This is a genomic window from uncultured Lutibacter sp. (genome assembly GCF_947493565.1).
GTDB classification, from domain to species: Bacteria; Bacteroidota; Bacteroidia; order Flavobacteriales; family Flavobacteriaceae; genus Lutibacter; species Lutibacter aestuarii.
The window spans coordinates 22,672-36,223 of the sequence record NZ_CANLRG010000012.1 but is presented as its reverse complement, the minus strand read 5'-3'; the positions used below and the strand labels follow the sequence as shown (position 1 = coordinate 36,223).

Sequence of the window (13,552 nt, the reverse complement as noted above, 5' to 3'; positions counted from 1 at the left end):
CAATCGATAATTAAACCTACAATTAAATACTTTTTTTACATTTGTCTCTTAAATTATTACTATGTCTAATTCATTCGGAAATATATTTACAATAACTACTTTTGGAGAATCTCACGGAGAAGCAATTGGAGGGGTCATTGATGGTTGTCCTTCTGGAATTGAAATCGATATTGAAGCTGTTCAAAATGAGTTAAATAGAAGAAAACCAGGTCAATCTAAAATTGTAACACAACGAAAAGAACCAGACGAAGTCCAGTTTTTATCAGGTATTTTTGAAGGAAAAACTACGGGCGCTTCTATTGGTTTTATAATTAAAAATGTTCATCAAAGATCTAACGATTATTTTCATATAAAAGATTCGTTTAGACCTTCTCATGCCGATTATACGTATACCAAAAAATATGGACATAGAGATTATAGAGGAGGTGGAAGAACTTCAGCAAGAGAAACTGCCAATTGGGTTGTTGGTGGAGCAGTAGCAAAACAAGTAATTCCTTCAATTAAAATACATGCGTATACATCTTCTGTTGGAGATTTATTTTTAGAAAAACCCTATCAAGACTTAGATTTTAGCAAAATTGAAGATAATATTGTTCGTTGTCCAGATGATGCTATTGCTGAACAAATGATTTTAAAAATAGATAAAATTAGAAAACAAGGTGATACCATTGGAGGTACAGTTACCTGTGTTATTCAAAATGTTCCTGTAGGTTTAGGAGAGCCAATTTTTGATAAGTTACATGCGCAGTTAGGAAAAGCCATGCTTTCAATAAATGCAGTGAAAGGATTTGAATATGGAAGTGGATTTTGCGGAGCAAAAATGCGAGGTAGTGAGCATAATGATATGTTTAATGCAGATGGTTCTACCAAATCTAATCTTTCAGGAGGAATTCAAGGAGGAATTAGTAATGGAATGGATATTTATTTTAGAGTAGCATTTAAACCCGTAGCAACTATTATGCAAGCTCAACAAACCATTGATAAAGATGGAAATATGGTTGAAATGCATGGTAAAGGACGCCACGATCCTTGTGTGGTTCCAAGAGCTGTTCCAATAGTTGAAGCTATGGCTGCTTTGGTGTTAGCAGATTTTACATTGTTAAATAAATAAAATAAACAAAAGGCTGAAAATTTATTTTCAGCCTTTTGTTTTTAGAGGTAAAAAATCAAAAATAAAATAGGTAGTAATATGCCCAAAGCAGTGTAAATACCACCTCTTCCTGTTATTCCTTTTTTACCTTTTACCATAAATAATGAGGTTATGGCAAATAAAATTAATGCTGCAGCAAAAATGTCTGAAAACCAAGTCCAAATTCTATTTGGATTGTAGTGTAAAAAATTTGCTTCATAAAATAAAGGTCTTCTCTTTAAATATTCTGCATACCCTTTTCCGCTATTAACATTAACTATAATTGAAGAGCCTCCTTTTATAAATATCTTAAGTTTATTTTTATCAGGATAATAATGCTTTTTGTAGTTATCACGGTTGTCAATATTATCTAAAAGCGTTAAAATAGTTGTTTTTACTGATGGAGAATTTTCTAGATTTAAAGTTGTAGTGAAGTTTTTTATTTCTACTGAATAATTTGGATTCCAGTCACTAAGATGATTTAAAGCTATTCCCGAAATTCCATAAAGTATCGTAGTTCCTATAAAAAAGTACCCAATATCTCTATGAAGAATTCTACTCCATTTTCGTAACTTTTTCATATATGAAATTAAAATTAATCAACTATAGTGTGTGATACGTATTGTAACGAAAACTCTGAAATATAATCGATACCTTCAGTTTTCATTTTATCTCTATATTGTTGAATATGTTTCTTTTTATTTTCAAATTGTTCTTCATTAGAAGCTCCTTCAGAATGACTTTTAATATTGTCTTCTTCCATTTTTAAACAATATGCTTCATCAATTTTATTTTCTAAAACCACTCCAACTAAAGAAATTTCATTTCCTTTAAGTGTATCTTCAAATCTTACATCTGAAGTTACATGTACATCACCTTCATCAGTGACAACCAATAATTTTTTCCCACTATGTTTGCAAACATGGTCAACTATTCCTTGAATTTTAACCTCTTTACCAACAAAATCACCAGCTTTTATATCAAATTCACCTAAAGCTATGGATGGAGTTTCTATTACTTTTTCTTGACTAGCTTCTGGAGCGTTTTCAGTTTTTTTTGTTTCTGTTTTACAAGAAATTAAACTAGTAATAACTGTAAAAATAAATACCATTTTTTTCATCATTTTTGTTTTTAATTTTTGAATCACATTAAGTATTAATGGAACCACTAATTTATAATTGATGGTTGTTAAAAAGGATGATTATTGTCAGCTAAGAAGCTTTTTTGATGTGACTTAAGTAGCAATTTATAATGATTTTAAATAAGAAGCTTTTTCGAGTTTAACTAAATTATTACGTTAAATTTAATCGAAAAGAAATAGTTAATGATTTTGAAGTAAAATTAAGGAGTTAATTATATAATAAAACCCACCTTATATGTAACAAAGATGGGTTTTGAATAAATATAAAAATACCCTTTTTTATTTCCACATTTATTATACTCCTGGTAAATCACCTTTACCTTTGGTTGGCAAGTTGCTATACCCCATTAAATATTCATCTACGTTTCTTGCAGCTTCCCTCCCTTCAGAAATAGCCCAAACAATAAGCGATTGTCCTCTTCTCATATCTCCGGCGGTAAAAATGTGTGGAACATTAGTTTGATATGTTTTTGTAGAAGCTTTATAATTTGTTCTAAAGTCTGTTTCAATACCAAGCTGTTCGCTTAAAGTTTTTTCTGGACCAGTAAAACCTAGAGCTAATAAAACTAAATCGCAAGGCCAAATTTTTTCAGTATTGGGTAGTTCTTTTAATATTGGTTTTTCCCCAGATTTGTGTATCCATTCAACCTGTACAGTTTTTAAAGCAGTTAAGTTACCGTTTTTATCAGTGACAAATTCTTTAGTTGAAATTAACCAATTTCTATCACAGCCTTCTTGATGAGAAGTTGAAGTTTTAAGTTTTAACGGCCAATATGGCCAAGGTGTAGTTTCGCTTCTGTCAGCAGGTGGTTTTGGCATAATTTCAAAGTTTGTAACAGATTTTGCGCCTTGCCTATTAGAAGTTCCTATACAATCTGAACCTGTATCTCCACCACCAATTACAATAACATTTTTGTCGGTTGCAACAATTTGATCTTTAGTTTCTTCACCAAAAAGTACTTTAGTTTGTTGGGTTAAAAAATCCATTGCTTGTACAACCCCTTTAGCATCGCTTCCTTTAATTTGGAGTGACCTGCGTTGAGTTGCACCACCACATAAAACTATAGCATCAAAATTATTCAGCTCTTTTACAGAGTAGTTTACGCCAACATTTATATTAGTTTTAAAAGTGATACCTTCTTTTTTTAGAATAGTAATTCTTCGATCGATAATTTCTTTTTCTAATTTAAAGTTAGGAATGCCATAACGGAGTAGGCCACCTATTGCCTGATCTCTTTCAAATACAGTTACGTTATGACCTGCTCTGTTGAGTTGTTGTGCTGCGGCTAATCCAGCTGGACCAGATCCAACTATGGCAATTCTTTTTCCAGTACTTGCAGTTGGTTTTTTAGCGGTGATCCAACCTTCAGAAAAACCTTTTTCAACAATACTTTTTTCTAAATTTTCAATAGTAATTGAAGGTTTTATAATTCCTAGTACACAAGCTTGTTCGCAAGGCGCTGGACAAAGTCTCCCTGTAAATTCTGGGAAATTATTTGTTGCATGTAATATTTCCAATGCTTTTTTCCATTCCCCTTTATGAACCATATCATTAAAATCAGGAATTAAATTTCCTAAAGGACAAGCACTATGGCAAAAAGGAATACCACAGTCCATACAGCGTGATCCTTGTTTTTCAATGTCATTAGTTTTTAAAGGTATGGTAAATTCCTTATAATTTTGAATTCTTTCTTTAACAGCAACTAACGATTCATTTTTTCTTTCAAATTCTTTAAATCCAGTAACTTTTCCCATAATTAAATTGTTGTTTCTGCATTAATATTTTTTTCATTTTCTAATCTAATTAGAGCCTTTTTATAATCTGTAGGCATTACTTTTACAAAATGCTTTAGATGTTCATCCCAATCATTTAAAATTCTATAAGCCAATTCACTTTGAGTATATTTAAAGTGATTTTTAATGAATTGATGTAATTCTTTTTCATCTTCGTTTAAGATTGACTCTAATTCAACCATTTCCATATTACATAATTCGTTTTTAAACTTATGGTCTTTATCATATACATAAGCAATTCCTCCGCTCATACCAGCGGCAAAATTTCTACCTGTAGCACCTAAAACCACCACTTTTCCACCTGTCATATATTCACACCCGTGATCTCCAACGCCTTCAACTACAGCAGTTGCACCAGAATTTCTAACACAAAAGCGTTCACCGGCAATACCATTAATATAAGCTTCTCCATTAATAGCTCCATACAAGGATACATTTCCAACAATAATGTTTTCTTCAGAAGCAAATGTAGCTTCTTCAGGAGTTTTTATAATTAATTTGGCTCCAGACAAGCCTTTACCTAAATAATCATTTGTATTTCCATTGACAGTTAAGGTGAGCCCTTTGGTTGCAAATGCTCCAAAACTTTGTCCTGCAGAACCTTTAAAGTTTAGTTTTAAAGTGTCTTCTGGAAGGCCATTTTCACCATAAATTTTGGATAATTCATTACTTAAAATTGCACCAACAGTTCTGTCAGTATTTTTAATAGAAAAATCTAATTGCATTTTTTCTTTTCTATATATAGCAGGATGTGCAGATCTAATAATATCAAAATCTAATACATTGTCTAAGCCATGATCTTGAGTTTCTGTATTATAAAGAGGTTTTGTTGTTGTTGGCTTGTGCAAAATAGAGCTTAAATCTAATCCTTTTGCTTTGTAGTGCTCTATGGCTTTGTTGATGTCAATTTTTTGAGATTGACCAATCATTTCATTTAAGGTTCTAAAGCCCAATTGCGCCATAATTTCTCTTAACTCTTTAGCAATAAAGTACATAAAGTTAATTACATGCTCTGGGGTTCCTTTGAAATTTTTTCGAAGTTCGGGATCTTGTGTGGCTATCCCAACAGGGCAAGTATTTAAATGACAAGCACGCATCATAATACAACCCGAAGCTACTAATGGAGCAGTCGCAAAACCAAATTCTTCAGCACCAAGTAATGCCGCAATAGCAACATCTCTACCTGTTTTTAATTGGCCGTCACATTCTAATATAACTCTATTCCTAAGTCCGTTTAAAACCAATGTCTGTTGAGCTTCGGAAATTCCTAACTCCCAAGGAAGTCCACAATGTTTTAAAGAGGTTAAAGGTGAAGCTCCTGTGCCTCCGTCGTAGCCTGAAACTAATATAACATCAGCTTTGGCTTTTGCTACTCCAGCGGCAATGGTGCCAACTCCAACTTTTGAAACAAGTTTTACATTGATTCTAGCATCTCTATTGGCATTTTTTAAATCATAAATAAGTTGTGCTAAATCCTCAATGGAATAAATGTCGTGGTGTGGAGGAGGTGAAATTAAACCAACATAAGGCGTAGAGTTTCTACATTCTGCAATCCAAGGTAATACTTTTTCTCCAGGTAGCTGACCTCCTTCTCCAGGTTTAGCTCCTTGAGCCATTTTAATTTGAATTTCTTGAGCATTGGTTAAATAGTTAGTAGATACTCCAAATCTTCCCGAAGCAACTTGTTTAATTGCACTATTTTTGCTGTCTCCATTTAGATCTTTCCTAAAACGATTTTTGTTTTCGCCACCTTCACCTGAATTACTTTTACCACCAATTCTATTCATAGCAATAGCTAAATTTTCATGAGCTTCTTGACTGATAGAACCGTATGACATGGCTCCGGTTTTAAACCGTTTGACAATTTCTGTCCAAGGTTCAACTTCCTCTAAAGGAATTGGGTCGTAGTTGTTAAATTCAAACATCCCACGAAGGGTCATTAATTCTTTACTTTGTTCATTTACGGCGGTGGAATATGCTTCGTAACTTTTGTAGTTATTGGTTCTAACGGCTTGTTGTAATTTAGCAACAGTTGTTGGATTGAACATATGGCGTTCTGCATTTCTTCTCCAGCGATAATCACCTCCTATGTTTAAGCTTTGACTTCCAGAAATAGCTGTTTTAGGGAAAGCATTTCTGTGATGTAAATAAATTTCTTTTTCAATTTCATATAGCCCAATTCCTTCAATACGAGAGGGTGTATTTGGAAAATATTCATTAGTAAATTGGCTGTTAAGGCCTAAAATTTCAAAAATTTGTGAAGCTCTGTATGAATGTAAAGTTGAAATACCAATTTTATTCATAATTTTTAAAACTCCTTTTGCTATAGCTTTGTTGTAGTTTTCAATGGCTTTTTCTTCACTTAAATTGGTGATAATATTTTCTTGAATTTGTTGACGAATAATCTCGTTAATCATATAAGGGTTTATGGCGCTAGCACCATAACCAAATAAGGTGGCAAAATGATGAGGTTCTCGTGGTTCAGCAGATTCAATAACAATACCAAAACTAGAGCGTTTACCCAATTTATTTAATTGATTGTTAACATAAGAACAAGCCAATAGCATAGGAATAGGAGCGTTATTTTTATCTACACCTCTGTCTGACAAGATAACTATATTACAACCATCTGTCACAGCTTGATATGTTTGCTTAACAATATTTTTAAGTGCTGCTTCAATACCGTTTAATCCTTTGGTAATATCATACAAAACAGGTATAGAAATTGCTTTAAAATCAGGATGATCTATATTTTTTAATTTATCTATATCTTCATTTGAAATGACAGGGTTTTCAATTTTTAATTTTTTACAGTGTTCATCGGTGACTTTAAAAATATTTTTATCACCACCAATAGCCAAACTAAAATCTGTAACAATTTCTTCTCTAATTCCGTCTAAAGGAGGGTTGGTAACTTGAGCGAATAATTGTTTAAAATAACTGTAAAGTAATTGTGGTTGATCCGATAAAACAGCTAAAGGAGTGTCGTTTCCCATAGATCCAATAGCTTCTTTTCCTTGAATGGCCATTGGAGTAATTATTTTGTTAATTTCTTCTATGGTGTACCCAAATATTTTTTGACGAGCTAGTAAATTTGTTTTCTCTTGAGGAGTTTTATTGCCTGTATATGGAACATTAGCCAGAGGTAATAAATTTTTATTTAGCCAATCTCTATAAGGTTTTTCTGAAACTATTTTTTGTTTAATTTCATCATCATTAATAATCCGACCTGCATTCATGTCAACTAAAAACATTTTTCCAGGTTCTAAACGGCCATGTTTAACCACATTTTCAGGTTTGATGTCTAACACGCCTGTTTCTGAAGACATAATTACATTTCCATCTTTGGTTACAGTGTATCTGGATGGTCTTAATCCGTTTCTATCTAAAAGGGCTCCAATGTAGTTTCCATCAGTAAAAGGAATGGAAGCTGGACCATCCCAAGGTTCCATAACACATGAGTTGTATTCGTAAAAAGCTTTCTTTTCATCACTCATTGTAGTATCTTTTTCCCAAGCTTCAGGCACCATCATCATCATTACCTCAGGCAAACTTCTATTAGTCATTAATAAAAGTTCAACAACCATATCCATGGAAGCAGAATCTGATTTTCCTTCTAAAATGATCGGAAATAATTTTTTAATATCTTCACCAAAAATGTCGCTTTTCATCAATTCTTCTCGAGCTTTCATTCTGTTTACATTTCCACGGAGGGTGTTTATTTCACCGTTATGACACATGAATTTAAACGGTTGAGCTAAATCCCATGAAGGAAATGTGTTGGTAGAAAAACGTTGATGAACTAAAGCTAGGCGTGTAACCAATTCTGGGTTTGAAAGGTCGGTATAATAATTTCTAATGTCTTCTGGTATTAACAAACCTTTGTAAATAATGGTTGTTGATGATAGACTTGGAAAATAGAATTTATTTCTATCGGATAGCTTAGAATTTTCTATAGTATGTTCAGTTATTTTTCTAGCTGCAAATAATTTAGCATTGAATTGTTTCTCTGTTAAATTTTGATCGTTTTTACCAATAAAAACTTGCTCAATATATGGCTCACTTTTTGAGGCCATATATCCTAAATGTGCTTTGTTTACAGGAACTTTTCTCCATCCTAAAATAGATAAGTTTTGCTTTTGTATTTCAGTTTGAAAAATTTGTTTACAATAATTAAGTTGATTTTCATTTGGAGGTAAAAAAGTCATGCCTACAGCATATTCTCTAGGTTTAGGCAGGTTAAATGAGGTGTTTTTTACAAAAAAATCATGCGGAATGTCTATTAAAATACCTGCTCCGTCACCAGTTTTTCCATCAGAACTTACAGCTCCTCTATGTTCTAGCTTTATTAAAATTTCAAGGGCATCGTGAATTATTTCGTTAGACTTTTCACCTTTAAGATTGCAAATGAATCCTGCGCCACAGTTATCTCTTTCAAATTCTGGTAAGTAAAGTCCTTGTTTTATCATGTTTAAGTAATTTTTGAATTATCACAAAAATAGATAAATTATTAAATATAATTTTTAAAAACTACGAAAACGTTGTAATTATCTCAAATAAATAATTAAAGTATTGAAAATAATCAAATATGAAAAAATATAGATTTTTTTTATGATTTATTTAATTAGTAAAGTGATAGTTTACAGCAAATGTTTCCATAAAATTCTTAAAGCTACAAATGCAATTAAAATTGCAGTGGCTTTTTTAAGGAGTGTTGGAGATATTAATTTTACACTCAATCTAGATCCAATTTGACCCCCTACAAACACTGTAAACATTAAAATAATAGTAATTATTGGTTCTATAGAGAAATTGGGATTTAAATATTGACCAAATAATCCAGCAATAGAATTCACTAAAATAAAAAAACTTGAAGTTGCTGCAATGCGTTTTGGAGTATCCCACTTTGTAAGATGTAATAAGGGAGCTAAAAAAATACCACCTCCTATACCTACCATTCCTGAAATAAAACCAATACCACTGCCATAAGATATATCTTTACTAATTGATTTTTTAAAATGAAGATGGTTTCCTTTTTTGGTAATGTATTTAGATGTCCACATAAAAATTGCAGCAACTAATAATGTAATACCTAAAAGAATGAAAAAAAAAGTTTGACTAATTTTTAAGTACCCTCCAATAAAAGCCATAGGTATACTTGCAAGTACTAAAGGGATAATTTTTTTCCAATTGAAAAGTTTATTTTGTATATAAATATAGGTACTCCCTGTAACCACCACTATATTACATAGCAAAGCAATTGCTCTTAATTGTGTAAATGCTAATGATGATAATGCTAGTACGGCTAAATAACTTGAACCACCTCCAAAACCAACAGAGGAGTATAAAATAGCTATCAAAAAGAAGAGTGTTATTATTTCCCAGTTAAAGCTAATGGTTTCTATTACGGTTTGAAGAGTTATCATAAAATGATTTTTAAGTTAACAAAAATAGACAAAATACCTTTTGATAAAGTAATTGTGATTACATGCAAATTTTTAAAATGTTAGAAAAAATAGAAGACTTTAATTGTATTACTTGTTTTATTTTGAATTTTTATGCTAAAAAGGTATATTTATGCAAAATTTATATATATGAAAGTAGATTTTTGCCCAAACTGTGGCTCAAATGAGTATGTTAAAAGCGGTGTTGTAAAAAAAAGACAACGGTATAAGTGTAAAAAATGCAACTATTATTTTACAGTAAATAAAATGGGAAAGCAAATAGATTCCTATTATGTAAATAAGGCATTGCAGTTATATTTAGAAGGGTTAAGTTATCGTGAAATTGAACGCATACTAGGGGTTTCACATGTGAGTATCATAAACTGGGTAAAAAAGTACAATATCAAACGACCTTATAGTTTTGAATATCATTCTACGTATAAAATTTTAAACGCTCAAGAACTAGCCAAGTATTTTTCTGAGAATAAAAATTTAATTGGTGCAGGTGTTATTGTTACTGAGCTAGGAGACAAGTTTATGTTAATTCGGTGGGAGCGATTTAAAGAATAACTATACTAATTTACAAAAATCTATATTAAATTTAGCTTCAAGCATTATTATTTTCATATTGTAATGGTTAAAAATGAACATTTTAACAAAATATTTATTAACTAACCAACTTTATTTTATGAAAAACAAATTTTCAATTTTGTTAATTGCATTTATGGGATTAGCATCACTCAGCTATAGTCAATCTGGAAATGCTGATAAAAAAATCGGAATAAATTGGAGTGGCTTTGTAAAGGCAGATTTTATGTATGACACACGTCAGGTTGTAAATGCCCGAGAAGGTCACTTTAATATTTTACCTACTTCGGTAAATATGGTTAATGGAGAAGATATTAATAATCAAGCAAATTTTAATATTTTGGCGATTCAGTCCAGGTTAAAAGGAGCTATCACAGGTCCTGATTTCTTTGGGATGAAAACCTCAGGAGTTATAGAAGCAGCTTTTTTTGGAAACTCAGACGGATCAACGGGAGAATTTAGACTGAGACATGCATTTGTTAAACTATCAAATGAGAATCTTGAAATTTTAATGGGGCAATATTGGCATCCTATGTTTGTAACTGCAGTTTTTCCTGGGGTATATTCATTCAATACAGGAGTTCCTTTTCAACCTTTTTCTAGAAACCCACAATTAAGAATTACAACTAAAGGAACCGTTAAATTTATTGGAGTTTTATTTACTGAAAGAGATTTTAAAACTAGAGGAGCAAGTGTTAGTCAATCTGGAATTCCTCAAGTACACGCTCAATTACAATTTGGAAAAGCAACTGAAACTTTAGGAGGTGTCGGATTTAATTTGAAAAATTCAAGACCACAATTGGGGGAAGATAATTTAACAAGTACTGCTTTTATAGGGTATTTTAGAACAAAATTGGGAGATGCTACTTGGAAAGCCGAAGTTATTTATGGTCAAAATATGACAGATGTTTTACAAGTAGGAGGATTTGGTTTGGCAAATGGAGATTATGTAAATAATAACACATTATCCATATGGACAGAATTTCAAGGTGATTTTTCTGAAACCATGGAGTGGGGATTGTTTGGAGGTTATACTAAAAATGATGGATTTGGAGAAGCTATTAATTACGTTAATGGATTTTTAGGCAGTGGAGTTGAAAGTGCATTTAGAATTTCACCTAGAATTGGATGGAAGTCAGGCAATTTAAAAATAGGTGTTGAAGGAGAATTTACAAATGCTCAATACGGATCAATTGACGGAAACGGCGATATAAACACCACAGGTGTTGATGCCGTAAATAATTTTAGATTACTAACTACAGCAATATATAAATTTTAAAACTTACCACTATGTCAAAAAAAGATATGAAAGCATATTGGAAAGAAAACCTTGGTTATTTAGCAATTTTGTTAAGTATATGGTTTTTAGTTTCCTATGTGTTTGGAATTTTATTAGTAGATCAGTTAAATACCATTAAACTGGGAGGATTTAAACTTGGTTTTTGGTTTGCGCAACAAGGTTCAATGTACGTGTTTGTTATCTTAATATTCGTCTATGTAAAATTGATGAATAAACTAGATAAAAAATATGGAGTTGATGAATAATTAATCGTATAAAAAATTAAATCATGGGAATATTAACTTGGACTTGGATACTTGTTGGAATCACTTTTGCAATTTATATTGGAATTGCAATTTGGGCAAGAGCAGGGTCTTCAAAAGAATTTTATGTAGCAGGCGGAGGAGTTCCACCAATAATGAATGGTATGGCTACAGCTGCAGACTGGATGTCAGCAGCATCATTTATATCGCTAGCAGGAATCGTTTCATTTACAGGATATGACGGATCAGTTTATCTTATGGGATGGACAGGAGGTTATGTGTTATTAGCACTTTTATTAGCACCTTATTTAAGAAAATTTGGAAAATTTACGGTACCAGATTTTATAGGTGACAGATATTACTCAAATACAGCACGTATTGTAGCTGTTATAGCAGCTTTAATAGTTTCGTTTACATACGTAGCAGGACAAATGAGAGGTGTAGGTATTGTTTTTTCTCGTTATTTAGAAGTAGATATCAACACAGGAGTTTATATAGGTATGGCAATTGTACTTTTTTATGCAGTTTTGGGTGGAATGAAAGGAATTACTTATACCCAAGTTGCTCAATATTGTGTACTAATATTTGCATTTATGGTACCCGCAATTTTTATTTCTTTTCAAATGACAGGAAATCCAATTCCACAATTAGGGTTTGGAGGTTCAGGTGAAGATGGAATTTATTTACTAGATAAGTTAGATGGTTTACAGCGAGAGTTAGGCTTTAATGAATATACTTCTGGAAGCAAAAGTATGATAGATGTTTTTGCAATTACAGTAGCTTTAATGGTAGGTACAGCAGGATTACCACACGTAATTGTGCGTTTTTTTACGGTACCTAAGGTAAAAGATGCAAGAGTTTCAGCTGGTTGGGCATTATTATTTATTGCGATACTTTATACAACAGTACCTGCAGTAGCAGTTTTTGCAAGAACCAATTTAATTGAAACAGTAAGTAATACTAAATATGAAGAATTACCAGAATGGTTTGGAAATTGGGAAAAGACAGGCTTACTTAAGTTTGATGATAAAAATGGAGATGGAGTGGTTCAATATGTCGCAGACAATGAAGTAAATGAATTGGTGATTGATAGAGATATTATGGTGTTGGCAAATCCAGAAATAGCAAAATTACCTAACTGGGTAGTAGCATTAGTTGGAGCAGGAGGATTGGCTGCTGCATTATCAACAGCCGCGGGTTTATTATTGGTAATTGCTTCGTCAATCTCTCATGATTTATTTAAGAAAATTATCAAGCCAGACATCTCTGAAAAAGGAGAGTTAGTAGCAGCTCGTTTTAGTGCCTTTATAGCAGTTTGTATAGCAGGTTATTTTGGTATTAATCCACCTGGTTTTGTGGCCGCCGTTGTAGCTTTGGCATTTGGTTTAGCTGCAGCATCATTTTTTCCAGCAATTTTGTTAGGTATTTTTGATAAACGTATGAATAAAGAAGGAGCAATAACAGGGATGATTGTTGGGTTAGCGCTAATGTTATTTTATATGCTAAAGTTTAAATTTGGAATTTTTGATGGAGGAAAAGAAGCGGTTGCTGGGTTGAAAGAAAGCTGGTGGTTTGGAATTTCACCAGAAGGTTTTGGAACAGTGGCAATGATTGTAAACTTCATTGTATCTATTGTCGTTTCAAGAATTACAGTAGCTCCACCACAAAATGTACAAGACATTGTTGAGGATATTAGAATTCCATCTGGAGCAGGAGAAGCTAGTTCTCACTAATAAATAGTTAGTTAAAACAGCATTATTATTTTTAATAGTGCTGTTTTTGTTATATTTAAAGCTAATTTTTTAATCAATTGAAAAAAAGACACCAACAAAAATTAATTGTTTTAACGGTATTGTTAGTATGTTTATTTAACATACCTATACTTTTAATATTTAATAGTGGAGCTACCATATT

Annotated in this window: 10 protein-coding genes; 5 read left to right on the top strand and 5 right to left on the bottom strand. The window is 32.0% G+C overall.

Annotated features, from left to right (window positions below):
- The first annotated feature begins 61 nt into the window (after positions 1-61).
- Positions 62-1,111 (top strand): chorismate synthase, encoded by a 1,050-nt coding sequence (gene aroC, locus Q0714_RS13415; RefSeq protein ID WP_298265914.1) that lies wholly within the window; start codon positions 62-64, stop codon positions 1,109-1,111.
- A gap of 41 nt (positions 1,112-1,152) precedes the next feature.
- On the opposite strand, the gene Q0714_RS13410 is transcribed toward aroC, so the two are convergent.
- From Q0714_RS13410 to Q0714_RS13390, 5 genes are all read right to left on the bottom strand, one after another.
- Positions 1,153-1,710 carry a PepSY-associated TM helix domain-containing protein gene (locus tag Q0714_RS13410; protein ID WP_298265912.1) on the bottom strand — a complete coding sequence of 186 codons (558 nt, stop codon included), beginning with the start codon at positions 1,708-1,710 and terminating at the stop codon, positions 1,153-1,155.
- A 14-nt stretch (positions 1,711-1,724) separates the two neighbouring features.
- Positions 1,725-2,252 (bottom strand): hypothetical protein, encoded by a 528-nt coding sequence (locus Q0714_RS13405; protein ID WP_298265910.1) that lies wholly within the window; start codon positions 2,250-2,252, stop codon positions 1,725-1,727.
- A gap of 312 nt (positions 2,253-2,564) precedes the next feature.
- Positions 2,565-4,025: a glutamate synthase subunit beta gene (locus tag Q0714_RS13400; RefSeq protein ID WP_298265908.1), complete on the bottom strand. Its 1,461-nt coding sequence runs from the start codon at positions 4,023-4,025 to the stop codon at positions 2,565-2,567.
- 2 nt (positions 4,026-4,027) lie between these two features.
- Complete coding sequence (gene gltB / locus Q0714_RS13395) at positions 4,028-8,533, bottom strand: glutamate synthase large subunit (RefSeq protein WP_298265906.1); 4,506 nt, start codon at positions 8,531-8,533, stop codon at positions 4,028-4,030.
- Positions 8,534-8,704: 171 nt separating this feature from the next.
- The gene (locus Q0714_RS13390) at positions 8,705-9,490 is read right to left on the bottom strand and encodes a sulfite exporter TauE/SafE family protein (protein WP_298265904.1); all 786 of its coding nucleotides are present in this window, start codon (positions 9,488-9,490) and stop codon (positions 8,705-8,707) included.
- Positions 9,491-9,658: 168 nt separating this feature from the next.
- Here Q0714_RS13390 and Q0714_RS13385 point away from each other — a divergent pair, with 168 nt between their 5' ends.
- The 4 genes from Q0714_RS13385 to Q0714_RS13370 all read left to right on the top strand — a co-directional run bounded on the left by Q0714_RS13385 (position 9,659) and on the right by Q0714_RS13370 (position 13,371).
- On the top strand, positions 9,659-10,078 hold the full coding sequence (locus Q0714_RS13385; protein ID WP_298265902.1) for a helix-turn-helix domain-containing protein: 420 nt from the start codon (positions 9,659-9,661) through the stop codon (positions 10,076-10,078).
- 118 nt (positions 10,079-10,196) lie between these two features.
- Positions 10,197-11,375 carry a hypothetical protein gene (locus tag Q0714_RS13380; RefSeq protein WP_298265900.1) on the top strand — a complete coding sequence of 393 codons (1,179 nt, stop codon included), beginning with the start codon at positions 10,197-10,199 and terminating at the stop codon, positions 11,373-11,375.
- A gap of 11 nt (positions 11,376-11,386) precedes the next feature.
- The gene (locus tag Q0714_RS13375) at positions 11,387-11,641 is read left to right on the top strand and encodes a DUF4212 domain-containing protein (RefSeq protein WP_298265898.1); all 255 of its coding nucleotides are present in this window, start codon (positions 11,387-11,389) and stop codon (positions 11,639-11,641) included.
- A gap of 23 nt (positions 11,642-11,664) precedes the next feature.
- On the top strand, positions 11,665-13,371 hold the full coding sequence (locus Q0714_RS13370; RefSeq protein WP_298265896.1) for a sodium:solute symporter family protein: 1,707 nt from the start codon (positions 11,665-11,667) through the stop codon (positions 13,369-13,371).
- Positions 13,372-13,552 lie beyond the last annotated feature (181 nt).

Excerpts from the sequence above, each read along its gene's own strand:
- aroC (WP_298265914.1), top strand. The coding sequence starts at position 62 with ATGTCTAATTCATTCGGAAATATATTTACAATAACTACTTTTGGAGAA.
- Q0714_RS13410 (WP_298265912.1), bottom strand. The coding sequence starts at position 1,710 with ATGAAAAAGTTACGAAAATGGAGTAGAATTCTTCATAGAGATATTGGG.
- Q0714_RS13405 (WP_298265910.1), bottom strand. The coding sequence starts at position 2,252 with ATGATGAAAAAAATGGTATTTATTTTTACAGTTATTACTAGTTTAATT.
- Q0714_RS13400 (WP_298265908.1), bottom strand. The coding sequence starts at position 4,025 with ATGGGAAAAGTTACTGGATTTAAAGAATTTGAAAGAAAAAATGAATCG.
- gltB (WP_298265906.1), bottom strand. The coding sequence starts at position 8,533 with ATGATAAAACAAGGACTTTACTTACCAGAATTTGAAAGAGATAACTGT.
- Q0714_RS13390 (WP_298265904.1), bottom strand. The coding sequence starts at position 9,490 with ATGATAACTCTTCAAACCGTAATAGAAACCATTAGCTTTAACTGGGAA.
- Q0714_RS13385 (WP_298265902.1), top strand. The coding sequence starts at position 9,659 with ATGAAAGTAGATTTTTGCCCAAACTGTGGCTCAAATGAGTATGTTAAA.
- Q0714_RS13380 (WP_298265900.1), top strand. The coding sequence starts at position 10,197 with ATGAAAAACAAATTTTCAATTTTGTTAATTGCATTTATGGGATTAGCA.
- Q0714_RS13375 (WP_298265898.1), top strand. The coding sequence starts at position 11,387 with ATGTCAAAAAAAGATATGAAAGCATATTGGAAAGAAAACCTTGGTTAT.
- Q0714_RS13370 (WP_298265896.1), top strand. The coding sequence starts at position 11,665 with ATGGGAATATTAACTTGGACTTGGATACTTGTTGGAATCACTTTTGCA.